We start from the raw sequence: 22,737 nt of genomic DNA on the forward strand, positions 1-22,737 counted from the left end.
GAGAAGGCTATGGACGACAACGATATCCACCACCTGCGGCGCTGTGTCGAGCTGGCATCCGAAGCCCTTGACGCGGGCGACGAGCCCTTTGGATCACTACTCACCGGACCCGATGGCACCGTGCTGACCGAGGATCGCAACCGCGTCGGCGGAGGCGATTCGACCCGTCATCCCGAGTTCGAGCTCGCACGGTGGTCTGCCGAACATCTTTCACCGGGCGAGCGCGCGGCATCCACCGTCTACACCTCTGGTGAGCATTGCCCAATGTGTTCGGCGGCCCATGCCTGGGTCGGTCTAGGGCGGATCGTGTACGCCAGCTCCTCGGCCCAGCTGACGCAGTGGCTCACCGCGCTTGGTGCGCCCCCGAGTCCTGTCGCGGCGCTGTCGATCAATGCAGTGGCCCCCGGTATCGAGACCGACGGTCCGGCGCCGGATCTCGCAGAAGAGGTACACGCCTTGCATGTCCGTTTCCGCAACGGCTGATCAGCTCACTTGACGCACGCGACGCCGTCGGCACCCATCTGGCTCAAGTCGGTCGGCGCCGGCGCCTGAACACCGGTTCCCGTTGCCGCCACTGCGGTCATCACGTCGCTGGAATTGGCCTCCGCCGACGAATCGGCCTTCTTACCGGCACTGTGGTGCGCGATGTAGTCGTCCGCAGGAAACTGCGAGCCCACCGTCAACTGGACCGTCCCGGGTGCAATCGCACCGGATTCCGTCATCGGCAGGTGCAGTTGATCGGCGAGCGCCTGCGCGCCCTCCTGGGCATCCGAGCCGTACATGATCGAGCTCTCGGTCGACATGGACTCTGCCGTCGTCGCCCGACCACGCGTGAATCCCCGGGCGGTAAAGGCATCTTCGATCGCTGCACCCAGCCCATCCCGGTCCGTCGCATTGACAACGTTGAGCACTACGGGCGCCGACAGAGAAACTGCCGTCGGCGGCGCGGCCGCAGCGGGCGGCGCGGGAGGGATATCGGCGGAGAAGCGGTCATGCACGATCTGCCGGATCGTGGGCAGATCGACGATGTTGACGTCCGAACCGTTGGCATCGTGGCCGAAGTCAGAGATGGGCAGCGTGTAGAAAGACATCGGCCTCTTGGTCAGTTGAGAGGCGCGCGCTGCGAAGTCGACGAGGTTGAGCCCGGAGTCGATCGCGACGTTCTCGTGTGCGACGTTCAGAATGTTGCGTATCGCAGCGGGATTGGACATCACCCCGCCCTTGCGAACCGCGGTCAACAGCGACACGAGGAAGGCCTGCTGGCGCCTGGTGCGGTCCATGTCCGTAAACGAGCCGTCGTTTTCGTCCCGTCGTTGCCTGACGAAGGCCATCGCCTGGGATGCGTCGATCTGCTGAACGCCCTCGTGGAAGTTGGCCCCGGAGAACTCGTCGATCGTGTCGTGGTTCAGGCACACGGTGATGGGCTGCACCGCCTTGGCGATCTGGAAGAACGCGGCAAGGGTCACCTCCACGAAATGATCGATCGGCACACCCAGAAAGTTGCTCACCGTGTCGATCTGGGCCTTGCGCCCTGCCTCGCGGGCGGCCTGCTCGCGCGCGGTCAGATCGTTGGCGCCCGCCACATCGGAGCCGCCGCTGGCCTGCCGGTCCAGCGCCTGCTGGTAGGCGAATCCGTACGCCTGCTTGACCTTGCCCTTACACACCGACCCGGGGCAGCCCGCCAAATCCACGTAGTCGTCACGCGGGATCGACACCGCCGTCATGGGGCCACCATCGCCCGGGATGTGAACCACAATCAGCACATTGGCGTTGTATCCACCGGACGTCTCGTCACCGGCGTGCAGCGCGTCGTACATCTCCTGCGGCAGCGGCTGGCCATTTTGGTCGAGCCGACTATCCAGGCCCATAAGCAAGATGTTCTGATCCTGCCCGGCAGGTGTCAGCACTCCGGGCAACACGTGCGAGGTGATGATCTGCCCGACCGTCGTGTTGTACCCGGCCCAGCCAAAACCCGTGATGGCCATGACAAATGCCGCAGCGATACCGGCGACCAGCCGGCCCTTCTGCAGCACCCAGCGCTGCGCCTGCCCAGTTTGTAGATCGCCCATAACGATTGACCATTGTTCTGGACAATCCGGCCAAAACGGGGCAAGCGCGCACCGACCTCTTCGGCGAGTCCTCCCTCAACGTTCGACTGTGAGGTAGGTGTGAATTTGCCAGGGCCGCTCGCTAATCCGCGCGCGTGAGCCCCAAGACCGGGATGACGCGGGTGGTCTTGCGTTCATACTCGGCGAAGTTCTCAAAGCGCTCAGCCTGGAGCCCGTAAATCCGGTCGCGCTCCTCACCCACCACGTCACGCACCGCCACCGGGTAGTGGTCGTCGCCGATCTCCACCGATACCTGATCCGGGTGAGCCAGCGCGTTGTAGTACCAACCGGAGCTGTTCTCCCGCCCATTGTTGGAGGCGAATACGTAGATCTCGCCACCCTCGCCGCCCGGCTGATAGGCCATCGGGTTCTGACGGGGCTCGCCCGACTTGGCACCCACGGTATGCAGGATCAACATGTCGAATTGCGCAAAGAAGCCACCGGCACCGCCGGTTTCGCGGATCTCGGTCATGACATTGGCGTGGAAATCATTGGGGGTTGTCTCGGTCATGACAGGTTCAATGTCAACTGGACTGACACTATTCCGATTGTCGCAAGAAATCTTTGACAATTCTGTCGACGAACCCGCCGTCGACGGACTCACCCGTCACGATGACGCGGTAGTACAACGGCGCCACCAACCGTTCGGCCAGACCAGCAACATCCGCATCGGCCGGCAGCTCCCCTCGGCGCACGGCGCGCGCGATCGGAATCTGGTCGCGCGCCTGCTGCTCGCGTAGATAGCGGGCGCGGAACGCATCGGCGAGTTGCGGGTCATGCTGCGACTGGCCAATCAAGGCCCGGAACACCGCACCGGCGTCGTCGGTGGTGAGAAATTGTGCGGTGGTGGCCAAGTGGTGCCGCAGGTCGGCTTCGAGGCCGCCGAGGTCTGGTGGATCGAGCTGGAAAGCGGCATCTTCCAGAAAGACGTCCATCAACACGTCCGCCTTCGAGTTCCACCATCGATAGACGGTCTGCTTGGCCACTCCGGCAGCCTTGGCGATGCCCTCCATGGTGACTCCGGCATAGCCCTTGGCGACCAGCAGATCATCGGCAGCGTGGATGACGGCTTCGCGTGCGGTCTCGCTGCGGCCATGCCGGTTTCCGTAATGACGGCGCGCCTCGTCGGACTCGCGGGCCTTCGCCGTCTCATTCACAGCATTCATCGAATCATCACCCTAGACTAGACGAGACGTTGCGTCTATTCTAAAGCCATGACAACAACACTTCATGAACCCGAATTCGCCACGATCGTGGACCGGCTCTTCGAGAACGCGTCGCATGATGCGCCCCCCGTCGACCGGGACACCTTCCATAGAAAGTCTGTCGAGGAGCGCGTCGAGCTGTTCCAGAACACCTACGTCCCCATCGCGCCCGATGCCGGACGGCTGCTCTACAGCCTGGTCCGCGCGGCCAAGCCGAAGACGATCGTCAAGTACGGCCTGTCGTACGGCATCTCCACCCTGCATTCGGCCGCCGCTGTTCGCGATAACGGTTTTGGACGCATCATCACCACCGAGATGAACACCACGAAGATCGCGGCTTCCCGCGCGACCTTCGCCGAGGCTGGGGTGTCCGATCTGATCACCATCCTGGAGGGCGACGCCCGCGAGACGCTGAAGACGGTTGAGGGGCCCATCGAATTTCTGCTGCTTGACGGCTGGCCGGACCTCGACCTGCCGATTCTCAAGCTCCTCGAGGACAAGCTGGCACCCGGCGCGCTCGTCATCGCCGACAACGTCGGATTTGAAAGCAGCAAGCCATATTTGGAGTACATCCGTACCCCAGAGAACGGCTATGTGAGTGTGGCCTCACCCATCGGGGAATGCATGGAGCTCAGCTGCCGTTGTGCGTAACGGTGCAATCTCACCCAAAGCGTTGGCGGCGGTCGTCTCGCCAAAGTCTCCCGCCGCCAACGCCTTCAGAACCACTCCAGGAAGGTGTGGCATGTTCAAATCTACCCTCGGCCTGTCGGCAGTGGCATGTACTTCGCTCGCATTGCTGTCTGCGGCGCCCGCTTCCGCGGGACCCAAATCCCCACAGACACCCAGCGAACTCGGTGCCCAGCTGCAATCGCAGGGCTATAAAGTTCAGTACGAACGAATCGGCAACTGCGCCTTGGACGCCGGCTCGGTGGTCGGCACCCGGATTGGCCCGGCGGTGTGGGCCGATACCACCACCCAGACCAAGGCCGGTGGCGGCGTTGGAGACGGAGCCGGAACCCGCGGAGGCGTCACGTGGAGCCACGATGTTGACCACCAGATCGCGTACATCACGGTGGCGTGCAAACGCGCCGCGAAATGAACTAGTGGCGATTGGCAAATAATGGGATGCGTCATCCGTCCCGGAGACGTAGCATGCCTGAAATCATCAGTGCCGCAAGGTAGCTGACTAGTCTCCGGATAGAGGATTTCTGTCGTGACGACGTGGACCACCCGCGCCGAGCTTCCCGAGGATGTTTCGGCGATACGTGCGGTCAATATCGCGGCCTTCCCTGCCCATGACGAGGCCGACTTGGTTGATGCGTTGCGCGCGGATCCGGCGGCATGGATCGACGGTCTGTCCACCGTGAGTGTCGACGCCGAGGGTGAAATCGTGGCCCATTCACTGCTCACCCGGTGCACCGTGGGCGCAGGACCCGCACTGGCCCTGGGGCCGTGCGCGGTGCTGCCACGGTGTCAGCGCACCGGGGCAGGTTCGGCGGCCATTCGCGCCGGCCTCGAGCGCGCACGCAGTCTCGGCGAGAACCTGATCGTGGTGCTCGGGCATGCCCTCTACTACCCGCGATTCGGATTCACACCGGCATCGGCCTTCGGTGTCAGCGCGGACTTCGACGTCACCGATGACACGTTCCTCGCGCTGGCGTTAGACCCGCAGCGCGAAACGCCGCGCGGCCAGATCGTCTACCCGGCGGCGTTCGGCGTCTGACAGGTCAACCCCAGCGTGTGCGGGTCGGCCCGTAGCTAGTGGAATGACGAGGCCGATGGTGAACGACAGCTGGGGTGGCGGGGCCCGTAGGCGATGGGCTCACCCCAGTAGAAACACGTCGGCCGCTAGTTACCTTTCAACAGGTGGCGGTCCACCTATCCGCAAAGTTTTAATGAAGTTTCCCATTCCATGTTCTATCCCAGTTCAAAGTGATCTAGGGTGTTCCCTGTGGGTGGAGATAAGCAAGATCAAGGCAATCATCATCGAGCGAGCTGGCGCCGAATTCTGCAACAACAGAAAGCACAGCCTGGGGTTAAGCTCGCACACCAGCGGGTGCGCACCGCGCTGGTTGCGGTAGCAGCCTTAGCGGTGGGTGCCGCCGGCACACAGGTGGCGACCAATCACACGACACCTGGCAGCGGGTTCTCGACCATCGCCACAGTCGGCGCCGACCCCACTGGACCAACCGGGGGCCCCGGCGGTCCCGGCGGAATGGATGGCAGCCAGTTCCAACCGCCTGGACTGCCGCCTCAGATGCCCGATTACCAGGGCAGTATTAACCAACCGCCCCTGGATCAGAACTCTGGCATCTCCATCTACAACTCAGGTAATCCACAAGCGCCACAACAAGTTCCAGGTCAGCAGGGGCAGCTGCCGCAGCAAGGCTCTGATCAGCCCGCGCACGGCACCCAGCCCCCCAACTACTCCACGGCACCTGGCTACACTCAGGGGCCCGGTAAGCCGAATCCTGATTTCCAAGCCCCGCAACAGGGTTCACCTCAGCAGGGTCAGCAGTCTCCCCAGCAGGGTCAGCAACAGCAGCAGCCGAACCAGTCCGAGCAGCAACAGCCTGAGCAACAACAACAGGAGCAGCAGGATCAGGGTGACCAGCAGCGCCAGCAGCGCTGCCAGGCAATGTCGCAGCAGATGGACCAGATCTCCCAGACTGTCGGGCAGATCGCCGACGTCGCCCAGCAGGTCGGGGATGCGGCCAAAATCGTGCTCCCCAAGGGTGGCGGTGGATCTCTAGCGCCAGATGGCGAGCGCTCACCGGGTCGTTTACCGGTCCAGCCTCTTGAATGTGGTGATTGCCTTCCCGAGCAGCGCCCGCAGAACCCGATCTGCAAGCTTTTCCCTAACCCCGGCGCGAAATTTGCTTGTGACGAGCTCTTCGATCCCTGGATGGAGAACTTCAGGGACTCCTGCGATCCAGGAGCGGCAAACTGCAAGGGGCAGGTCCCGATCTGCTACCCGCGCGGAGTTACCAATCCATCTCCCGAGATGCAAAAGAGCATGAAGGATTACCTTGATGGCGGCAACAAGCTAATCTCCGATAATCAGCGTCTGGGCGGTAAAGTCACCAAACGTTCAACCAAAAACATGGGGAGCCGACGCGACGCCGATAAGAAACGTGCGGATGAAAAATACGGCAAGCAAGCGTTTGAAGGTAAAGCGTATGGACACATACCGGACCTGACTTGGGGAGGTTCCGCCGAGGACGAGCGAGATGTTATTCCGTTCGACAAGGATCTCAATTCGTCGATAGGTGGACAGTCGAATCGCTTTAAAACGAACTTCGAGGCGACGGCATTCGTGGAAGGGTACTGGGGCGAAGTGTGGGGCGCCAAAGATACGCAGTGCCTGGCCCCAGTGGGGTATGCGTAAAATGTCACATGTTTGGGAAAAACTCACAGGGCGTACGCGACTCGCAGCTGCCGCGTTGGCCTGGGTTGCGACGATTGCGATTGCTTCGGTGGTGACCTACGTTTTGTGTATGCAGCATCCCAGCGCCACGTCCGATAAATACGATGCCGAAGTCCGGACAGTGATTGAGCAGTACATTGACGCGCTGAACAAGAGCGATCTCTCACGGATCGAGGCCCTTTCGACTGGAACAGCCGAAGAACAGCTGAACCCGCAATTCGTGGGCGGGTACGTCCGTACGATGGCCATCAGGATCGAAGACCACGGTCCTATGCATATTGCCGATTTCGGCATTCTGGCCCGGGGCGATCTTGTTTACGACGCATTCGTATACACCGAATTCGAAGACCAGAAAAACGCGAAACCAGAGGACGTCTACTACTACACCGGGGCACGAGTGCGTTACAGCATGTATCGGCTCAAGGGGCAGTGGAAAGTCATGAGCGTCGAGACGTTCAGGGCCGATGAAAAATGAGCAAGCTGCATACCGCAGCCATGAGAGCGATCCTGTCCGTGATCGTCCTATCTGGCTGTCAAAGTCCCGAACCGGCTGAAGCAGGCCCGAACTTCGCAAAGATTCCCGGGCAGTTCCCCGACCCTGCAACCACCACGGCCGCAGGCGCAGAAGACGCTCCCGTGGGCTCGTGCGCAAGGATCACTGGCAAGCGCACCAACGCGGTCATGGTGCTTACGAAATGTGACTCCACCAACACCACGCATCGCATCGTGCAGCGGGTTGTAGAGCCCAAGGACTGCGTAGGTGACGTTGACCGGCGCTACTATCGCAATACTGCCGCCGGGGAATGGACCGCCTGCCTTGACATTTACTGGGCCAACCCCGGCTGCCTGAGTATCGCCGACGAGGCAACAAGAGCGGTCGCGTGCGACGACACGACGGCACCCCGCCGATACCGAGCGACCAAACTCATCCTCGGCGTCTCAAACGCCGACATGTGCGTCGGCTACGCGCATCCGGTGCGCCGGTTCACCGTCTGCACCGAGTCCGTCCGATAGCCAGGCGTACCAGCTCGTCTTCCGGAGCGACGACTTCTCGGCTACGTCGGTGACATATTTGCGGGCAATTGATCGGCCTTAGCCGAGCGCCTTCCCCATCGCCTCAGAGGCAGCAATCGGTGTCTAACACGCTCGCTACCGCAGGTCTCAAACTCGCTACCGCAGGTCTCAAAGCAGAAGACCCCCCGAACATTTCGGGGGGTCTTCTTTTGTGGAGCTGCCGGGAATTTGAACCGCGCCACCTTCCACAGGCTGACCAGCACAAATGGCTCAGATCTCCCCGCCAAAGTTCGCGAAAACACATGAGAAGCTGCAGCTCGACGGAGGGTGTGTGGATGCCATCCACACCGCAGCAGCACTAGCATGTCGTTTGCTGACTGTGTGAGACGGAGATGACCCTAACGCCACCAAAAAGCAGCAGAGCGTGGGCAGAAGTCCATCATGATTCCGCCGCGACAAGCCCCTCGGCGGCAGTCACGCCTGGCGGCAGCAGACGCACAGTGCGCTCTTCCAAGTCGTAGTCGACCAGCCGGTCCTTATGGAGCTGCTTCAACACGTCCTTCCGGAACGACGCCAAGCCAGGGTGCTCCAACCACCGGAACAGATCTGACTCTGCGACGTCGCCCGCCTCGGTCAAGAGCAGTACGAGGGTTTGTTGCTTCCAAGTCAGCCCCTTACGCAGGACACGCTTTTTGCCGCCGTGTGTCCACACCCAGGTAACCTCGCGCTCAATAAGGCCATCAACGATCGCGGTAGCTTCTTCGGTCGTGAGTGTGTGTAGTAGACGAACCAACTCGGCCATGAGCCACTTGGACGTGTAAAGCACTGCAGTGGCGTCCATGTGGTTCGGGTCAACATCAGAGCCAGCGTGCCCAACGCCGCGGTTGTTCCGGATGTCATAAAGGCCCATCATCATCCGAGGGATGAGGATGCGGGCTGTCCGGCTATTTGGCACGTGCTGGTAGGCGCTCTCCATATCCCAGCATTTGTTCGGGAACCGGGTTGGTTTCTGCGCACGTTTCGGATATGCGCCGCCGTCCAGCCAGCCCTTGCAAACTGTATAGACGGCCTCGCACAGCTTGCCGCCATTCAACTCGGAGGGCTCCCAACGGCGCTCACGGTAGTTCTTGACGATTTCGTTGAATGCGTTCAACAGGTCGTCGCGCAGGGTCGCCGGCAAGACGGAGAAAGCGTCCTCGGGCGCGAGACTCATATCAAGAGACCTCGCCGCGCAGCATGCCTTGCACGTACACCAGCCCCTCATGCGTCACCTTGTAGGTCTTACGCCCCTGCCGGGAATTGCCCGATTTCTGCAATTGGACGACTCGCTGCGGCTTCTTCCGCATGTTGCTCGTCAGCGATTCGGTGATGTTGCCAACAGCGTGGCCCAGGTTCTTGAGTTCCGCCTGGAGTACTGCCGACTGCCAGGTGCCCTGCCCCTGGATTGCCTGCAGCCAGTACGCAGCGACGAGCGCCTTATCAGGGTCGGTCTTCGGCTGGGCCTTGGCGAACAGGTCCGCGAAGTGCTCGTATGCCGGAGCTTCCTCGGCGATCTCTTCGTCAGTAATGTCCTCGGTCCCCCCGCCGCCTTTATCGTCAGCAACGCCGCCTTCGCGACGTCTATCAGTGGACGTACTTAGAACCACGCCGTATCGCTCGGCCGCCCAACGAAGTACCCGCCCCTGCACGTCGTCCTCGAGGTTCGCCAGCGCCGTAGCCACCGCAGACATGGCGTCGATCTCAGGGTCACCCATGAAGCCTCCTATTGGCCAATAGACCTCAAGACTACACCCAATAGATCGTCACATAGGGTTCATAGCGCAGCCTAATAACTTGGCGCGACGCGACGAGTTATTTCGACTCAACGCCTCGCCTGCAAGCGGGCCCGTTGGCGGGGTCGACCACTGCAACGTTTGATGCCCTCCCTGGGAGATGTCCCGGTCTGCGCAAGTGCCAGGCGTGTAGCTCTGGTTAGCTGTGGCGATCTAGTTGCTATCCAAATAACGACGGACGGAGGTCGTCTTATGGATGGAGTGTGGATGCAAAAAGCGCCCTGGTCAGAATTTTCTAGTTCTGACCAGGGCGTTTCCTGGTGGAGCTGCCGGGAATTGAACCCGTTGGATGCCATCCATTTTCGCAGTTCAGCGGGTATATCCTGCCTCCCATGCAACGTGATCTCACGCGAGCTGACGTGGGAAAACGTGGCGGCATGTTGCATCATGCAACAGCGCCCATGTCGAGCCGTCGCGGCGACAATGGCGAGCTCGGCTATCGCCGACCCGGCACGCCGTCATGGGTGAGCATCATGCACGCGCACACTGGCGCAATCCTTTGGGCTGACGGTCAAGACTGCCGACGCGTGCCCCGGCACTTCGCGGGGATCGGCAAGGTGGACCGATTGGTCGCGTTCCTGGCCGGAAGCTGAATGGCAGCTACCTGCGGTCGAGAGGCTCGTCGAGCGCGACCGTGACCGTGAGGCCGAGCACCAGTGCTGCCAGAACCGCGCCGACCCATGGCCTCCAGTCAAGAATCATCTGGAGGCCGTGAAACCCGAGGGTCAGTCCGGCGAAAACGGCCAACGTCAGCAGTGTGAATCCGATGATGCTGGCGCGGAAGTTGAACGTGCTCATGTGGGAGACCGTAGTCCATCTATCAAATGGATCGGCTGGTGTCGCTCCCCTGGCCGGGAGTTAAGCCGACCGCAGTACAAACTGCGCGGCAAACAGGGTCGGCTACTATCACAACGCAACTCTCACTGAACCCGCTCTGTGATGGCATCTAATACGTTTCGCGTGACCAAATCGGTATGCGGCAGACCGATCACCACGACGTTGGTCAGCACAGACGACTTTAGTCGATATGCAATGCCGACTTTGTAGTTAGATGTTAGGACGATTGTAGACGGGTTCGGTTGCGTCACTTCAAAATCGTAATTCTTGATATGCAGGGCTGAGCATCGTTGTAATGCAGGCGCCAGGCGTTCGAAAGCTGAACGTGCGGACTCCGCGTCGCTATATACACCAACGTTCTGGATAACTTCTGCGACACCTTTTATCTGACTTCCCGTCGTACCTCCGTACGCCACCGACTGGAATTCTTTCAGCCGGTCCCCGAAGATAACCTTTTGGTCGTACACGGCTTTACACTCCTGCGCGGCACGGGGATCTGGTTGCGGATCATCGGTCCTCGTACTCTGATCTGGCGTGAACCCCTGGAATTCAGCGATCTGAGACACCTCATCCACATTCACAATCAACGCATCAGCTGAGATATCCGTTTGCGGCTTTGCGGTTGGCCCTGAACATGCCGAAACGAAAATGCTTATGCCCACAACCAGCGCTGAAGTTAATTTATTCTGTATTCCGATGCTCTCAACGCTGCTACGCGATCTACACAACAAGGCAATCTCCTCCACGACTGTTTCCCGACACACTCCACCTGACCTGCTGTTTCCGAGCTATCCGCCAGGGCGTTGTAGGTCCTTGATCGGGATATCGGGAAGCTGCATGTGCCAGACATTCGTTTTAAGCGCTAACAACTCCGTACTCAGCTCCTCGTACTCGGCCTGGTAGGCAGCCTTCTCAGGGCCATCGCCGGGATACGTGGCCGGCTGCCTCGCGTTGTGGTCAAGAATTCTCTCTTGCAGCTTGTTCCAGTCTGTCAGCCATTTAGTTTTGTCTGCCATGTCGGGGATGTCTTTTTCCGCCTGGGTGGGACCCTGGGTTGGGCTGGTGTTTTGTGTCGGCGGAGATGTTTGCGGGGCGTTCGCAGGGCTTGGCTGAAATGATGGAGGATGTGATATCAGCTGGCCTGTTTGCGGATCGACCCATGTACCGGTTTGAGGAGCGGGAGCGTTCTGTGGACTCGGTTGCCATAAAGGGCCCGGGTTTGGGGATGGTGTTGGCTCCATGGGTGCTGGACCGCTCATGCTGGTGGCAGTCCCGGACATCTGGGTGGCGACCTGGGAGGTCTTGGACACTGCTTGGGCAGTGCCTTGCTGCGCGGCCTGTTGTCCGGCTTGCTGGGAGCCGCGCCGGGTAGCGGCCACCGCGAGATCTGTGGGATCGATGGGACTCTTTTTCGGGGCATCGGGCTGTTGCGGTGGCGCCGGTTCGGGCTGCTTCTGAACCTGCTGCGGTTGTGGCTGCTGGCCCGATTGAGGCTGTTGTGGAGCGGGTTGTTGCGGCGCCTGTTGCACGGGTTGCTGGGGCGCCTGTTGCACTGGTTGCTGTGCGGGCGCCTGCTGCGCCGGTTGCGCCGGCGGATTCTGTTGCGGTACTTGACTTCCCGGCCACTCGGGGTTGGGCTGCCCGGGGCCTTGAGTCAGCCCTGGTGTGGCGGTCTGATAGTTAGGCGGGGACCATTCACCATTGCGGGCCTGCCAGGAACCATCCGGGTTGGCCTGAAAAGGCGGCTCCTGTATGGACTGCTGACCACCGGATTGGGAGGGGGCCTGCCCACTGGACGGGTTGTAGATGCTGACGCCGCCGTTTTGGTCTAGCGGAGGCTGGTTGATACCGCCTTGATAGTCGGGCATCTGGTTCGGCATCTGCGGGGGCCTGAACTGAGCGCCGCCGTCCTGCGGCCCGCCGTCGTTACCACCACCACCGCAGTCTGGCGGACACGGCGCTGCCGACGCGACGGCAGCGGTTTGGGGAAGATACGAGGACAAAGTGGCCATTCCGAAAGCGGTAGCCGAGAACACGATCAGCGCCAGGACTCCGGCACCGGCATAGATCTGTCCCATCGGGGTGGACCCGCCGGGACCACCCGGAGTGTGTGCCCATCTCCACCACCCCGATAGCGCACGCCACCACCAGGTGTTGGCTAGGAACGCGACGGTCAAGACGGCAACGATGGCGGCCAGTGCGGCCATCGGGTCTTCGCCGGTCAGCCACCCCGACACCCGTGGCACCACATACCCCGAGAGCAGCACCAGGGCGCCAGCACCGGCCAGTAGCGTCAAACCCAGGCCCGCGTGGCTCGACCACCACAGGCTCCACCGATCCGGAGTGCTTTCCTGCTTATGTTGGCGGGTACCGGAATTGGCGAAAAGCAGGGTGGCCAGGGTTTTACCGCCGCCAAATAGCAGTGCGCCGGCGACGGCGATGATCGCCACTTGCACCAGCCCCGAGGTCAGTGTCCACCCCGTGCTGGTGCCGGTGATCTGCGTCCACCATGTGTTGGCGTGCCCACGCATCACCCACCAGATGCCTGCGGCGCCAAGGGTAATTCCGGTTAGGGCGCGCACCGGTTCGGGGATGCCCGCCACCGACGCGGACACCACCGCGGACAACGGGGCCAAGGCGCGGCGCAGCAAGGTGATGCCCTTACCCAAGGCGGTGAACGCAAGAACGAGCAAGATCGCCCACCCCACCGATGCGGCCACACCATCGCCGCGGGTGAGTACATGCAAGCCCCACACCCCGACAGCGGTCAACGCCGCCCCGACAATTCCGGCCGCAACGCCCGCCAACTCCGGCGCAGGCGGTGTCGCGGTGGATAAGGTCTGCGTGTCCGCATCTTTGCCGTGGTGGCGGGCCGAACTCGCCCTATCGGTATCAGCCATCGGCTAGCGTTTCCTCTCCGGAAGCGTGTGGAAGATGTTGCGACAGGCCGACATGCCAGCAAGTGTTGCTGAGGTTGCCGAAGCGGTGCTCGTGTGGCGTCGGGCCCAGTATGTGTGGCGACAACCTATCGCTGCAGTCATCCTGGTATCGCCCCCGGTCACACTATTGAGCCTGTACCACGGTCTCATTCATGTGAGGAAACGCTGAATCCGCGAAAAAGGCTGCCTAATGGCACCGTAGAAGTTGACAGCTACCTTGTCAACCAACAGTCGATTTCATCGTCCTAGTTCCCCGTACGCCACAGAGCCCGCCATACCAGCGAAGCTGATGAGGAGCCGCCCCGCGCTACAGAATCCTCAGCTCATGGTTAGCATCCATCAGGTCGGCAACTTGGGGTGAGGTTATCTGATGAAACTGCACGGGGCTCAACGTGCATTCGAACGTGCGGCCATGAAAGCCGAGTACGAGGCGGGCGCCAGCATCCGCACGATCGCGGCCTCTCATGGCCACTCGTACGGATACGTCCACGACGCGCTCGCCGCTACGGGCACACAGCTACGCAGTCGGGGCGGACCCAACAACCTCAACCCGGTGCCGATCCCACCCGAGAAGGCATACCGGCGGCCGAGTTCGCAGGCGGCGCCTGACCCGGGAGACTGAAACGAAGAAGAGGCCCCCCACCCGGTGAGGCGGGGGGCGCTAGTGCGATATCGATGAACTTCGCTGAATACTGCGGGCGTGGGCAAGCACGATTGGGATCGTAAACAGCACGGGCCGCTCCCCAAGGATGCGCAAGCGAGCAGACGACGCATGTTGGTCGCAATCCCGATTTGCATGACGTTCGTGTTCGTCAGCGTGGGCATGCTTGAGCATCCAGGGACCTGTGACAGCAAACCGATGACGCAATGGGACCGATGCCAGCATTACGGCAGGGCGCACGAACGGTTGCTAACCGGTTCTGAGACCAGCGTTCCAGCCGTCGGCTATGACCGTGATTCTCAAATCATCTACCGGCGAATCCTGGCTGGCGGGGACATGGTCCTTGGTGTGGCGGCCTGGGTAATGGCCGCGATCTGGCTCAGAGGCAAGGCGCTCGATTGGTGGGCAAGACGGGGCGGTCTCCAACCTCACCCGTAGGCGGCTACACCTCGTCGCGCAGCTCCGCTGGGACAGCCGGCGTCGCCTTGCCGGGTGCGTGGGCCATGGCCCATGCCATCCATGCGCGGATGTGACGGACCGCGGCGCGCAGTTTGGTGCGGTATTGGTCGCGTTGGGTTTCGACGCTGGCTAGTCGTGCTTCCAGGTCGCGGACCTTGCGTGAGGTGCGGGCTTGCCAGGCGCCGAGGATCGCGACGATGACGCCGCCGACGGCTTGGATCTGGTCGGGGCTCACTCGGCCTGCCCGTCCGGTCCGCTACCGCGCATGTCCTGGGCGAGTTTGAGACCCGGCATACCGGTGCCGATGAGGCCGGCGCCTGAGATGAGCCATTGCAGCGCGTCGCCAGCTTCCATCTTGCCGATCGCTACCAGGGTGACGGTGCCGGCGAAGATCGTGACGAACAGGACCGCGTAAACGATCAGGCGTGTGGTGTCGTTCTGGGGCACGGGATTGGGCATAGCTTCGTCCTTTCGAGGGGGGTTGTGGTTACGCGGCTACCGCTGGGGTGCGGCCGCACCAGTCGCGGACGTGCTGAATGGCCAGCCCGAGATAGGTTTGGCCGGGCCACACTTCACGGAATTCGTACTGGATGTGCGGGGCCGTTGGCGGATTGGCGGTGACGAATCGCAGTGCGATGATCGCGGCCTGTGCCGCGGCCGCGGGCCCGGTCAGCTTGTTGACATCTCCCCAGCCCAGTAGGCCCTGTAGCCCGCCCATCACCAACGGAAGCCCGAGGGCTGCAATGCCGGCCGGCCCGCCAGAGAGCGCGCCGAACACGGCGGGCAGTTCGATACCCAAGGCCTTGGTGGCAATCTCGGGGATCTTCGGCAGGATCGCGCCAGCGGCCCCGAGTGGATCGGAGAGCTGAAACGCCGTCACGATGTCGAAACAGTCGTCCATGATGTCCCCGACGACACCGAGCGGGATGTTGCCGTACATATCGCCGGGCTCGGTGAGCCAGCAGTGCCGGTAGTCCTTGACATCGCCGAACCGCCACGACGAAATGCCTTGCCCGGCAAGGATCGGGCCACCGTAGTAGCTGCCACCGTACGGGCGGGTGGGGTCACCGATACTGAATGAGCACAGGTAGTTGTCCGGGTAGTGCTCGAGCAGCCAGGCGCGGAACTTGGCCGCCGCGACCGCGCCGGCTGAGTAGCCGCCGATGACGACCTTGATGTTCGGGTTGGCGCGGTAGCGCTCGGTGAAGATGCGTTTGGCGTCGGCGACCGCGATGTCGACGGCTTTGGCCATCGAGATGTCACCGGGACCACCCGCGGCACCGACTGGTAGACCGCCCATGGTGGCGGCGAATTCAGGGTGCACTTCCTCGACCAAGTTGGCGACCGCCTGCATGACGCGGCTGACGTAGTCCTGGCCGATGATGCCCCCGGTGCCCCGGAACATCAGGCCGAGGTGACGGTTGACGGGCGGGGCCGGGGGTGCAATCCCCAACGTGCGCAGGTCATCGTCGGAGACTTCGCCGGTGGGGATCTGGCCGGTACGCCGTTGGTACTCGCTGGCCCATGCGGCAGCCCGTGGTCCGAATTCGTCGGTGTCGCGCGGCAGCGGACCCAGTAGTCGGGTGTAGAGCGGGCCGAACCAGTCGTTCATCACGGCTCGCCATTGACGCACCGCCTCGTTGCGGTCGCCGAGGCGGATCACTTGGACCACACCTTGTCGCGCAGCGTCATGCCCTTCGATGCCCAGTCAGGGTGTCCCGGTCCGAGTTGTTCGGCGATGTACTCCAGCAGCTCGCGGTCGGTGAGATCTTGCGGGAAACGCTTCTGCACGGGCGCTGGGGGTTGTGCGGGGGCGTAGATGCCGAGGTATCCGGCGCGCAGCTTGGCCGCGAATGCCTCATTGCGCTCGTCGCCCTCGGGCCATGCCATCTGGTAGTGCATTTCGTCGGGCCGCGACCAGTCGCGGCCCCAGAACACCGAGCCCTCGAATAGCGCCAGACCCTTGCGGACCTTGGCGATAGTTGCGGCGTCCATCGTGTATCGCTGCCATGGGTATTTGGGGGCCATCACGTCAACAGCGGTGGCCGACAGGTGATTTGACCCGTCGTTGCGCCCCGGTGTTCCCAGTACGTCGTTGGTGGCCGACCAGCCCCAGACCGGGGAGGTGATCTCTTCGACGTTGCGGTCGTACCAGTACAGCCAGGCCCCGAGGATGGTCAACGGGGCGCCCTTGCGCAACGGTGCGGTGTCCACGAGGTACAGCTCGGGAATGCGCACGATGTCGCATTCATCCCGATTGCAGCACCGCCAGCCGTCCTCTGTATGGGTATTGCCGTTCACAGTGCGAAAACTCATCGCGTGTAATCCCTTTCGATTCGTGGGTCGATTTCCTGTGCGTAGGACGAGAGCTGGTCGGATGCCCACCAGCCGAGACGGAATCCGCCCGCGAACACGGCGAGGTAGAACGCGCCATAGCGGGCGAGTTGGGCGAGCGTCATGTCGCCAAGGGGCCGAGCGTGAGGGTGTCGGTGTTGATGCGGATGATGTCGCCGCTGGCACCGGACTTGGAGACGGCGGCCTGCGAGGACCACAGGAAGTTCCCGGCCGTGGGGTGGTCCCAGAACGACACCCCGGCAATGCTTTCCGTGCCGCCGAGGGTGTGCTCGGGGGTGTTCGATTGACTGATCGATCCGGCCGCCGCTGCGGCGAAGGCGCAAGCGTAGCGGGTGGCCACCGAGGACGCGTTGGCCGTGCCCGCCGCACCGGGGTCGCCTGTGTGCATCTTGGCGTACACGGTCGCCGGTGGTGTGTAGGCCACGTTGCGGCAGATGTGATCGAGAATCTTGTTTGTCAGATATGTCGACATACCCCAGGCCATAATGGGTTTCCCTTCTATTGGTAGGACCGGATGTGTGCGCGGCCGATGCCGCCGATACGTCCCGGGTTGGCGATTCCGAAGGCGCCGCCCGAGCCAGGTCCACCGCCGCCGCCGGGCGCGTTGCCGTTGGTGTTGGTGCCTGCCTGCGCGCCGCCGCTGTAGGTCTGGCCATTGACGGTGGTGTTGCCTGCGGCTTCGCCGGGTTGGTTCAGGCCGTTGCCTGCGTAGGCGCCTTTACCGCCCGCCCCGCCGGCACACGTTGTGGTGACACCGTTGATCAGGAATGTGGTGTCACCACCGGGGCCGCCGTCTTTCTCCTTGGCGCCCGCGGTTCCGGCCGCCCCTACGACGCCGGTCAGGGTCAGCGCGGATCCGGGGATGTCGATGTTGCGGGCCACGGTGCGCGCGTTCCATGAGCCTTTGCGCCCGCCCTGGCCGGTGGTGCCCAGGCCGCCGTCGCCACCGCCCCCGCCTCCCCCGGCGCCGCACCCCACAGCGTCCATGTAGTCGCAGTTGCGCACGATGTTGTGGGTGAACCCGCCCGCGTTCGTGTAGTTGGCCAAGACGGGCAACCCGCCCGGCGGATAACCGAGGGTGCAGGCGCGTGCCATGGTCACCGACAGTGCGGCGTCGATCTTGGCCACCCGTTCGATCACCAGGACTGAGGACATGTTGACGGTGCGCGTCAGATTGACCGGCAGTAGCTTGTCGAAGCTGATCGATCGCGGCGCCGTCAGGTTGCGGGTCAAGTCGACGGGCGCGACCCGGGCCAGTGAGATGGTGCCGGTCATGCTCACGGCCTGCGCGAGTTCGCACCCGATGACCCTGGCCAGGAACAGCGCCCGCTCCATCGTTACGGCCAGAGCCAGATCCTGTTGGAATGTGGCCTGCAACTGAAGGTTCCGGGTGACCAGGATCGAACGCTGCGCGGCCAGCTGGTAGACCGCCGCCAATGCGAGGTTGCGTTCGAGGTGTACCGACAGCACCACGCCCATGGCCTGCATGGCAGTCAGTTCGACTTCGCCGACACACATGATCGCCAGCGAGGCGTCGATGCCTATTACGGCGTGCCACCGGCCGCCCGGCGCGACGGACGGGACGGTCGGATTGGTCGACCATGCACCGCCCGATCGCGGGGCGGGGGCGATCGGGTTGGGCGTCCAGGGCATGTTAAGGCCCGGCGAAACCTACCGAGCAGACCACTTTTTCGCCTTGGTCAGTGCCGGTGACCTGGATCCAGGACGGGTTGAGTTTTCCGTCGGGGTCCAGGCCGCCGCGCTCGGCGGTGAAGGTGATGCCGGGTAGTTCGGGCATGGTGAACGTGGTCATCGTGGACGCCTCTCTGGGGTGGTTATGCGACTCGGCGGCCATCGAAGGTTGCGATGCCCGATAGTGCGGTGATGCTGCGTGCCACCACGGTTTCCGATCCCGTTGAGCCGTTGGACCGCAAGTCGTAATCGACCGCGATAAATCCCGGCTGCACAACATCTCCAGCCACAAGCGGGATCTCAAACGGGCAACCTGACGGAATGGCCCCGGTGATGCGGGTGCCGTTCTTGTACACCACCCAATAGGGCACGGACGTGCCCTTGGCGGTGACCGATCGGTAGGTGGTGTTGATGCGGTAGAGGCCGGTGGTGGCGATCTCGATGCGTGCCGTTCCCAAGTCGTCGAGAGTGACGTCGGTTGTGTAGTCGTTGAACGTGAAGAACCCGGACGGGAACGCACCGGACGAATAGGGTCCGTAGGTGACGTCGGCGGTGCTGTCGCGTCTGATGCTCCACGAGTTTGACATCGAGAATCCCGCTCCCGCTGAGGTGTAGTCGGACATCGCGAACGCGGCGATGCGGTAGGAGTCGTAGGTGAAGAACGGGCTCGCCCGCTGCACGCTGAACATCGAATACCGGTACGCCGCACCGATACTGATGGTGTTACCCGCATCGGTGGCGGAGAGCACCTGTCGGCCGTTGACGCGCACGAAGTAGTTGGTGCCCGAGCAGCGGATCTCGATACGCGCGCCCTGCTTGACTGCCGACAGCCCGGTCTGCAACGTCAGGGGCGAGCTGAACGACCAGCTAGAACCCGAGCGAGTGAACTTGCCGATACGGATCTCGCCCTCGCGGGCCAGGCAGTAGGCGCCCTGTGTGCGGCCCGAGTCGCAGCGGATGTAGCCACCGGAGTAGTAGTTGCCGTTTTGGGTGTCGCCCAACACAAATGAGGCCGACTGCCCATCGGTGGCGTAGGTGTAGTTCGGGCTGGCGAAGAAATACCCGTCAGGGTTGCCGTTCTTAACGCCCGCATACCCCGAGTCCCCGCGAATGGTGATATCGCCAGGGTTGGGGCCGGTGGTCCAGTCCGTCGAGTTCAGCGCCGCACCATCAGCGCCGGAGAACACGAAGCTGTAGCTGTTTCCGCCGCCGGTGTTCTGCTCGGTTTCCTGCTCCTGCAGGGTGGTCTGCGCCGCGATAGCCGCCTTAAGGGCATCGCGCCCCAGCCCGAAGATCAACCCAATGGCATCTTCGACAGTGCCGATAGCCTGACCTACTGCTTGCTGTGCGCCCGCGTTGATCGCATCAGTGATCTGCTGCAACCCCGGAACCGCACCATTGGCGACCGCGCCAGTGATCGCCGAACCGGCGAGCTGCCCCGAGCTGTTCAGCCCTTGAGTCTTGTTCTTGTTGCCCTGAAACCAGGACGCGATAGCGGCGACAAACCCGTTGATCGGCGTCACCACCAGGCCGTCGTAGATGTCACCGAGCTGATTGAAAGTCGTTTGTAGGTCTTCGACTTTGATCTGCGGCAAGGTCGGGATGTTCCCCAAACCGATCACACCCAGCAGTTCCGAAACCGTAATCTTGCCGTCCGCGGTGATGGCCGCGAACCGCTGCTCAAACTGAGCAATATCTGAATTGGCTTGCCCGCCAATGGTGTCAAAGAATGACCGGAACTTGCCCAGCACCGGCCCCAGGTTGGACATCGCCGAGGTCACGTTGGAGAAGTGCACCCGCCCAGCCGTGGCGCCCTCGGTGACCACCAAGGTCACCGTCGCCCACTTGACCGAGCCGTCGTTCGGGACGGTCCACGAGCCGGTCAGGCTGGTGCGCACCCACGCCGAATCCGCGGCCACCGGTTGTATCTGTTTGACGACGACATCGGGGAGTTTGGTGCCGTCCGGGGCGAATGGTGTGATGCACAGTCGGATCGGGGTGGACCCGGCCGCTGCCGTGAGGCTCTGCCACATCGCCGAGCCCGCCATGTCCACGATCTGGCCGGGTGCCACCTCGAACGGGTCTTTGACGCTGATCGCGTAGGCGTTCCCATTGGCGTTGACGTATATCGATTTACCCGATAGGTGCCCGTTCTGGCCTGCGTCGTAATGCCAGTGGGGGTTATCTTCGACCGCCGTCGGATCGGTGAAACCGCCGGCGCCATCGATCAAATCCTTGGCGACATCGGCAATCCATGCGGCCGGTAGCACGCCGTTGAACAGCTTTCCCACGGCGCTCTGCAGCAGACCGCCCAGGCTGGCGATGAACGCCACCGGGCCCGCCAAGTCAAGGCCGGTGGCATCTTTGATGCCTTGTATCCACTGCTGAAAGATCTGCAGCGGACTGAACTTGGGCAGCCGCGCCAGTGTCGGGTCGAGACGCTGAGCCGGGTTGTGCGAGATCGCCGGCGGCGGCCCGAAGTCAAACGACGCCGGCACTTACCGACCTCGTTGCCGTGCCGGTGAATAGACGCCAGCGGTAGTCGGTGGCCGGGCGCTTGAGCACCTTGCGTTCGGTCTGCGGAGATACCTCAGAGGGGTCGATGTTCCCGCAGTCGCGCCAGTCGGTCAGTGTCAGATGTTCGGCGGCCGCTTCGCGTTCGAAGCTCTCCCTCACCAGCCATAAGAGCAGCTCGTCGTCGGCCGGTGTGTGCTCGGCAATGAGCACGGGCACCACTGTTTTCAGCTCGCGGGTGTAGGCCATCAGACTTCCCACCACTGCACGAAAAGCTGCGCGTCCTGGCGGTTGAACGCGTACATGCCGATCAGGCCGTCGTTGACCAGGTTGGCGGTCAGGGTGCCCTGTTGGCCGGCGTTGATCATTGCGATCTCGTTGTCCATCGTCATGGCTACGGTGGGCTCACCAGGGGTCGAGTAGTGGGGGGTGACGGTGGTTTCTTGGGCGACATTGCCCTTGCCGCGGCCGATGATCTGCCCGTTCATCGGGTCGCCGATGCGGACCTCGGCGCCAATCTTGAAGGGGTCCAAGATGTTCAGGTCTATTCCGAACGCCTTAAACTTGCCTGTGGCGGCGAGTTTGACCGGGAAGTCCCACACCGGGAGCTGGTACGACAGGATCGGTATGCGGCCGTTGATGATGTTGGTGACGTTGGTGAACGCCGCCTCGGGGATGGAGAATGCGCCGCTGCGCTTGCCGATGAAGCTCTCCGGCCTCCACTTCCCTTGCTGTTCATCCCAGGTGGGGACCTGACCGTCCGTGGGCGGCAGGGTGTTGTTGTAGTCCGTGGCCTGGCGGATCGCGGCGGCCGGTCCTTGGATTCCTCGGGGTGCGGCGATCTTGAAATGGATGTGGGGGTTCTGGGCGGTGCCAGTGATCTGCGCACTCGAGGTCTCACTCGGTGCGATCAGTTCCATGGAGATGGAGATCTGCGGCGTCGGGCCGGGGCGGCCGGGGTAGCCCGCGGGGTGCGTGACGTATTCGATGCCGGTCCAGTAGTAGAGCAGATCGCCGATCCACCAGGTCTTGCCTTTGTCGTCTAACCCCAGGTTGGTGGGCAGCTGCGTCGGATCGGTGATGGTGGGGTCGATCTGCATGTCGACGGCCGGCGCCGCCATGCCGGGTTCGCCGGGGTCGCCCTTGAGTACTGGGACTGTGGCCACGATGTCGTTCGCGACGCCCTCGAAGGTGGCGGTGCGCAGGCCGGGGACTTCGCCGTCGGAGACGACGCCGAACACGTGCATGGTGTTCAGCCAGTCCATGAGGTGCACGGGCGCGCCGGGCAGTGGGGTCGTCACGACCAGTCTCCTTCGATCCGCGGCTGGGTGTGCCAGGCGTTCATGGCGTCAAAATCGGGAAGCTCGGGCGGGACGGGGACGGCCCCTACAGCTGAGATCGGTTCGGGGGCATTGGGATCGTCGGCCCAGCCCACGGGTACCCAGTCGATGACGCCGGGCAGTTGGCCGATCCGGTCCGGGATCGCGCGGCGTTTGATGATGGCCTTGTCCGGGCGTACGTCGGCGCCGGCGCGGGCTAGGTGGAACGCGAAGCACACCCGCTGGTCGTCGGTCAGGTAGAGCACTTCCCCGCGGGGTCCGCGGGCGAAGGCCAGGGCGTCGGTGATGCGCGCCGCGGCGTCGAGAAGTTCCTGTGTCTTCGGGTCGCGCTGCTTGCCAGGTTCCACTGCGCCT

The 22,737-nt window shown here is 62.7% G+C and carries 30 protein-coding genes; 10 read left to right on the plus strand and 20 right to left on the minus strand.

Translation table 11 applies throughout. The annotated features are described in order from the left end of the window. Positions 1-9 precede the first annotated feature (9 nt). On the plus strand, positions 10-483 hold the full coding sequence (locus RHO23_RS12955) for a nucleoside deaminase (protein WP_423487864.1): 474 nt from the start codon (positions 10-12) through the stop codon (positions 481-483). A gap of 5 nt (positions 484-488) precedes the next feature. Here RHO23_RS12955 and RHO23_RS12960 read toward each other — a convergent pair whose 3' ends face one another. The 3 genes from RHO23_RS12960 to RHO23_RS12970 form a co-directional block, all read right to left on the minus strand. Further along, positions 489-2,069, minus strand: a complete 1,581-nt coding sequence (locus tag RHO23_RS12960; RefSeq protein WP_423487865.1) for an LCP family protein — start codon at positions 2,067-2,069, stop codon at positions 489-491. 121 nt (positions 2,070-2,190) lie between these two features. Continuing rightward, positions 2,191-2,619 carry a nitroreductase/quinone reductase family protein gene (locus RHO23_RS12965; RefSeq protein WP_057968159.1) on the minus strand — a complete coding sequence of 143 codons (429 nt, stop codon included), beginning with the start codon at positions 2,617-2,619 and terminating at the stop codon, positions 2,191-2,193. Between the two features lie 28 nt (positions 2,620-2,647). Continuing rightward, a complete protein-coding gene (locus RHO23_RS12970) occupies positions 2,648-3,274 on the minus strand; it encodes a TetR/AcrR family transcriptional regulator (RefSeq protein WP_109421096.1) in 627 nt (208 codons plus the stop codon). 48 nt (positions 3,275-3,322) lie between these two features. Between RHO23_RS12970 and RHO23_RS12975 the strand changes: the two genes are divergently transcribed. The 6 genes from RHO23_RS12975 to RHO23_RS13000 all read left to right on the plus strand — a co-directional run bounded on the left by RHO23_RS12975 (position 3,323) and on the right by RHO23_RS13000 (position 7,754). Further along, a complete protein-coding gene (locus tag RHO23_RS12975) occupies positions 3,323-3,964 on the plus strand; it encodes an O-methyltransferase (protein ID WP_423487866.1) in 642 nt (213 codons plus the stop codon). 91 nt (positions 3,965-4,055) lie between these two features. Next, entirely contained in the window at positions 4,056-4,412 is a 357-nt protein-coding gene (locus tag RHO23_RS12980) for a hypothetical protein (RefSeq protein ID WP_044105227.1), read from the plus strand. 114 nt (positions 4,413-4,526) lie between these two features. Beyond that, positions 4,527-5,036 (plus strand): GNAT family N-acetyltransferase, encoded by a 510-nt coding sequence (locus RHO23_RS12985; protein ID WP_423487867.1) that lies wholly within the window; start codon positions 4,527-4,529, stop codon positions 5,034-5,036. A gap of 285 nt (positions 5,037-5,321) precedes the next feature. Then, entirely contained in the window at positions 5,322-6,701 is a 1,380-nt protein-coding gene (locus RHO23_RS12990) for a hypothetical protein (RefSeq protein WP_423489231.1), read from the plus strand. A gap of 109 nt (positions 6,702-6,810) precedes the next feature. Further along, a complete protein-coding gene (locus RHO23_RS12995) occupies positions 6,811-7,215 on the plus strand; it encodes a nuclear transport factor 2 family protein (RefSeq protein WP_233146392.1) in 405 nt (134 codons plus the stop codon). Further along, positions 7,212-7,754 (plus strand): hypothetical protein, encoded by a 543-nt coding sequence (locus tag RHO23_RS13000; RefSeq protein WP_423487868.1) that lies wholly within the window; start codon positions 7,212-7,214, stop codon positions 7,752-7,754. Before RHO23_RS12995 ends, RHO23_RS13000 begins: the two co-directional genes overlap by 4 nt. A gap of 439 nt (positions 7,755-8,193) precedes the next feature. Here RHO23_RS13000 and RHO23_RS13005 read toward each other — a convergent pair whose 3' ends face one another. Continuing rightward, the gene (locus tag RHO23_RS13005) at positions 8,194-8,967 is read right to left on the minus strand and encodes a hypothetical protein (RefSeq protein ID WP_423487869.1); all 774 of its coding nucleotides are present in this window, start codon (positions 8,965-8,967) and stop codon (positions 8,194-8,196) included. A 1-nt stretch (position 8,968) separates the two neighbouring features. Continuing rightward, the gene (locus tag RHO23_RS13010) at positions 8,969-9,508 is read right to left on the minus strand and encodes a hypothetical protein (RefSeq protein ID WP_423487870.1); all 540 of its coding nucleotides are present in this window, start codon (positions 9,506-9,508) and stop codon (positions 8,969-8,971) included. Between the two features lie 410 nt (positions 9,509-9,918). Between RHO23_RS13010 and RHO23_RS13015 the strand changes: the two genes are divergently transcribed. Further along, positions 9,919-10,179, plus strand: a complete 261-nt coding sequence (locus RHO23_RS13015) for a hypothetical protein (RefSeq protein ID WP_423487871.1) — start codon at positions 9,919-9,921, stop codon at positions 10,177-10,179. A 7-nt stretch (positions 10,180-10,186) separates the two neighbouring features. On the opposite strand, the gene RHO23_RS13020 is transcribed toward RHO23_RS13015, so the two are convergent. The 3 genes from RHO23_RS13020 to RHO23_RS13030 form a co-directional block, all read right to left on the minus strand. Then, positions 10,187-10,384 carry a hypothetical protein gene (locus RHO23_RS13020; protein ID WP_423487872.1) on the minus strand — a complete coding sequence of 66 codons (198 nt, stop codon included), beginning with the start codon at positions 10,382-10,384 and terminating at the stop codon, positions 10,187-10,189. Positions 10,385-10,506: 122 nt separating this feature from the next. Next, complete coding sequence (locus RHO23_RS13025) at positions 10,507-11,169, minus strand: sensor domain-containing protein (protein ID WP_423487873.1); 663 nt, start codon at positions 11,167-11,169, stop codon at positions 10,507-10,509. A gap of 42 nt (positions 11,170-11,211) precedes the next feature. Next, positions 11,212-13,323 (minus strand): hypothetical protein, encoded by a 2,112-nt coding sequence (locus tag RHO23_RS13030; protein WP_423487874.1) that lies wholly within the window; start codon positions 13,321-13,323, stop codon positions 11,212-11,214. A gap of 409 nt (positions 13,324-13,732) precedes the next feature. Here RHO23_RS13030 and RHO23_RS13035 point away from each other — a divergent pair, with 409 nt between their 5' ends. Both RHO23_RS13035 and RHO23_RS13040 read left to right on the plus strand, forming a co-directional pair. After that, positions 13,733-13,984 (plus strand): helix-turn-helix domain-containing protein, encoded by a 252-nt coding sequence (locus RHO23_RS13035; protein WP_423487875.1) that lies wholly within the window; start codon positions 13,733-13,735, stop codon positions 13,982-13,984. Positions 13,985-14,062: 78 nt separating this feature from the next. Next, positions 14,063-14,461, plus strand: a complete 399-nt coding sequence (locus RHO23_RS13040) for a hypothetical protein (RefSeq protein WP_423487876.1) — start codon at positions 14,063-14,065, stop codon at positions 14,459-14,461. A gap of 4 nt (positions 14,462-14,465) precedes the next feature. On the opposite strand, the gene RHO23_RS13045 is transcribed toward RHO23_RS13040, so the two are convergent. The 12 genes from RHO23_RS13045 to RHO23_RS13100 are packed head-to-tail and all read right to left on the minus strand — an operon-like array spanning position 14,466 to position 22,730. Next, a complete protein-coding gene (locus tag RHO23_RS13045; RefSeq protein WP_423487877.1) occupies positions 14,466-14,717 on the minus strand; it encodes a hypothetical protein in 252 nt (83 codons plus the stop codon). Then, positions 14,714-14,941: a hypothetical protein gene (locus RHO23_RS13050; RefSeq protein WP_423487878.1), complete on the minus strand. Its 228-nt coding sequence runs from the start codon at positions 14,939-14,941 to the stop codon at positions 14,714-14,716. The genes RHO23_RS13045 and RHO23_RS13050 overlap by 4 nt, the downstream gene beginning before the upstream one ends. Positions 14,942-14,969: 28 nt before the next feature. After that, positions 14,970-16,145 (minus strand): hypothetical protein, encoded by a 1,176-nt coding sequence (locus tag RHO23_RS13055; protein ID WP_423487879.1) that lies wholly within the window; start codon positions 16,143-16,145, stop codon positions 14,970-14,972. Beyond that, positions 16,142-16,798 carry a M15 family metallopeptidase gene (locus tag RHO23_RS13060; protein ID WP_372927889.1) on the minus strand — a complete coding sequence of 219 codons (657 nt, stop codon included), beginning with the start codon at positions 16,796-16,798 and terminating at the stop codon, positions 16,142-16,144. Before RHO23_RS13060 ends, RHO23_RS13055 begins: the two co-directional genes overlap by 4 nt. After that, positions 16,795-16,941 (minus strand): hypothetical protein, encoded by a 147-nt coding sequence (locus RHO23_RS13065; protein WP_372927890.1) that lies wholly within the window; start codon positions 16,939-16,941, stop codon positions 16,795-16,797. Before RHO23_RS13065 ends, RHO23_RS13060 begins: the two co-directional genes overlap by 4 nt. After that, on the minus strand, positions 16,938-17,321 hold the full coding sequence (locus tag RHO23_RS13070) for a phage tail fiber protein (RefSeq protein ID WP_423487880.1): 384 nt from the start codon (positions 17,319-17,321) through the stop codon (positions 16,938-16,940). The genes RHO23_RS13065 and RHO23_RS13070 overlap by 4 nt, the downstream gene beginning before the upstream one ends. A gap of 14 nt (positions 17,322-17,335) precedes the next feature. Next, positions 17,336-18,490, minus strand: a complete 1,155-nt coding sequence (locus RHO23_RS13075; protein ID WP_423487881.1) for a hypothetical protein — start codon at positions 18,488-18,490, stop codon at positions 17,336-17,338. A 1-nt stretch (position 18,491) separates the two neighbouring features. Then, a complete protein-coding gene (locus RHO23_RS13080) occupies positions 18,492-18,650 on the minus strand; it encodes a hypothetical protein (protein WP_423487882.1) in 159 nt (52 codons plus the stop codon). A gap of 22 nt (positions 18,651-18,672) precedes the next feature. Then, on the minus strand, positions 18,673-21,027 hold the full coding sequence (locus RHO23_RS13085) for a hypothetical protein (RefSeq protein ID WP_423487883.1): 2,355 nt from the start codon (positions 21,025-21,027) through the stop codon (positions 18,673-18,675). Continuing rightward, a complete protein-coding gene (locus RHO23_RS13090; RefSeq protein ID WP_423487884.1) occupies positions 21,011-21,292 on the minus strand; it encodes a hypothetical protein in 282 nt (93 codons plus the stop codon). The genes RHO23_RS13085 and RHO23_RS13090 overlap by 17 nt, the downstream gene beginning before the upstream one ends. Further along, complete coding sequence (locus RHO23_RS13095; RefSeq protein ID WP_423487885.1) at positions 21,292-22,344, minus strand: phage tail protein; 1,053 nt, start codon at positions 22,342-22,344, stop codon at positions 21,292-21,294. Before RHO23_RS13095 ends, RHO23_RS13090 begins: the two co-directional genes overlap by 1 nt. After that, entirely contained in the window at positions 22,341-22,730 is a 390-nt protein-coding gene (locus RHO23_RS13100; protein ID WP_423487886.1) for a phage gene 29 protein family protein, read from the minus strand. The genes RHO23_RS13095 and RHO23_RS13100 overlap by 4 nt, the downstream gene beginning before the upstream one ends. Between the last annotated feature and the right edge of the window lie 7 nt (positions 22,731-22,737).

The organism is Mycobacteroides sp. PCS013 (genome assembly GCF_049532645.1).
Taxonomy (GTDB): domain Bacteria; phylum Actinomycetota; class Actinomycetes; order Mycobacteriales; family Mycobacteriaceae; genus Mycobacterium; species Mycobacterium gwanakae.

Bases quoted from the DNA above. Each gene is read 5' to 3' on its own strand.
- RHO23_RS12955 (WP_423487864.1), top strand. From the start codon at position 10: ATGGACGACAACGATATCCACCACCTGCGGCGCTGTGTCGAGCTGGCA.
- RHO23_RS12960 (WP_423487865.1), bottom strand. From the start codon at position 2,069: ATGGGCGATCTACAAACTGGGCAGGCGCAGCGCTGGGTGCTGCAGAAG.
- RHO23_RS12965 (WP_057968159.1), bottom strand. From the start codon at position 2,619: ATGACCGAGACAACCCCCAATGATTTCCACGCCAATGTCATGACCGAG.
- RHO23_RS12970 (WP_109421096.1), bottom strand. From the start codon at position 3,274: ATGAATGCTGTGAATGAGACGGCGAAGGCCCGCGAGTCCGACGAGGCG.
- RHO23_RS12975 (WP_423487866.1), top strand. From the start codon at position 3,323: ATGACAACAACACTTCATGAACCCGAATTCGCCACGATCGTGGACCGG.
- RHO23_RS12980 (WP_044105227.1), top strand. From the start codon at position 4,056: ATGTTCAAATCTACCCTCGGCCTGTCGGCAGTGGCATGTACTTCGCTC.
- RHO23_RS12995 (WP_233146392.1), top strand. From the start codon at position 6,811: ATGCAGCATCCCAGCGCCACGTCCGATAAATACGATGCCGAAGTCCGG.
- RHO23_RS13000 (WP_423487868.1), top strand. From the start codon at position 7,212: ATGAGCAAGCTGCATACCGCAGCCATGAGAGCGATCCTGTCCGTGATC.
- RHO23_RS13005 (WP_423487869.1), bottom strand. From the start codon at position 8,967: ATGAGTCTCGCGCCCGAGGACGCTTTCTCCGTCTTGCCGGCGACCCTG.
- RHO23_RS13010 (WP_423487870.1), bottom strand. From the start codon at position 9,508: ATGGGTGACCCTGAGATCGACGCCATGTCTGCGGTGGCTACGGCGCTG.
- RHO23_RS13015 (WP_423487871.1), top strand. From the start codon at position 9,919: ATGCAACGTGATCTCACGCGAGCTGACGTGGGAAAACGTGGCGGCATG.
- RHO23_RS13020 (WP_423487872.1), bottom strand. From the start codon at position 10,384: ATGAGCACGTTCAACTTCCGCGCCAGCATCATCGGATTCACACTGCTG.
- RHO23_RS13030 (WP_423487874.1), bottom strand. From the start codon at position 13,323: ATGGCTGATACCGATAGGGCGAGTTCGGCCCGCCACCACGGCAAAGAT.
- RHO23_RS13035 (WP_423487875.1), top strand. From the start codon at position 13,733: ATGAAACTGCACGGGGCTCAACGTGCATTCGAACGTGCGGCCATGAAA.
- RHO23_RS13050 (WP_423487878.1), bottom strand. From the start codon at position 14,941: ATGCCCAATCCCGTGCCCCAGAACGACACCACACGCCTGATCGTTTAC.
- RHO23_RS13060 (WP_372927889.1), bottom strand. From the start codon at position 16,798: ATGAGTTTTCGCACTGTGAACGGCAATACCCATACAGAGGACGGCTGG.
- RHO23_RS13065 (WP_372927890.1), bottom strand. From the start codon at position 16,941: ATGACGCTCGCCCAACTCGCCCGCTATGGCGCGTTCTACCTCGCCGTG.
- RHO23_RS13070 (WP_423487880.1), bottom strand. From the start codon at position 17,321: ATGGCCTGGGGTATGTCGACATATCTGACAAACAAGATTCTCGATCAC.
- RHO23_RS13075 (WP_423487881.1), bottom strand. From the start codon at position 18,490: ATGCCCTGGACGCCCAACCCGATCGCCCCCGCCCCGCGATCGGGCGGT.
- RHO23_RS13080 (WP_423487882.1), bottom strand. From the start codon at position 18,650: ATGACCACGTTCACCATGCCCGAACTACCCGGCATCACCTTCACCGCC.
- RHO23_RS13090 (WP_423487884.1), bottom strand. From the start codon at position 21,292: ATGGCCTACACCCGCGAGCTGAAAACAGTGGTGCCCGTGCTCATTGCC.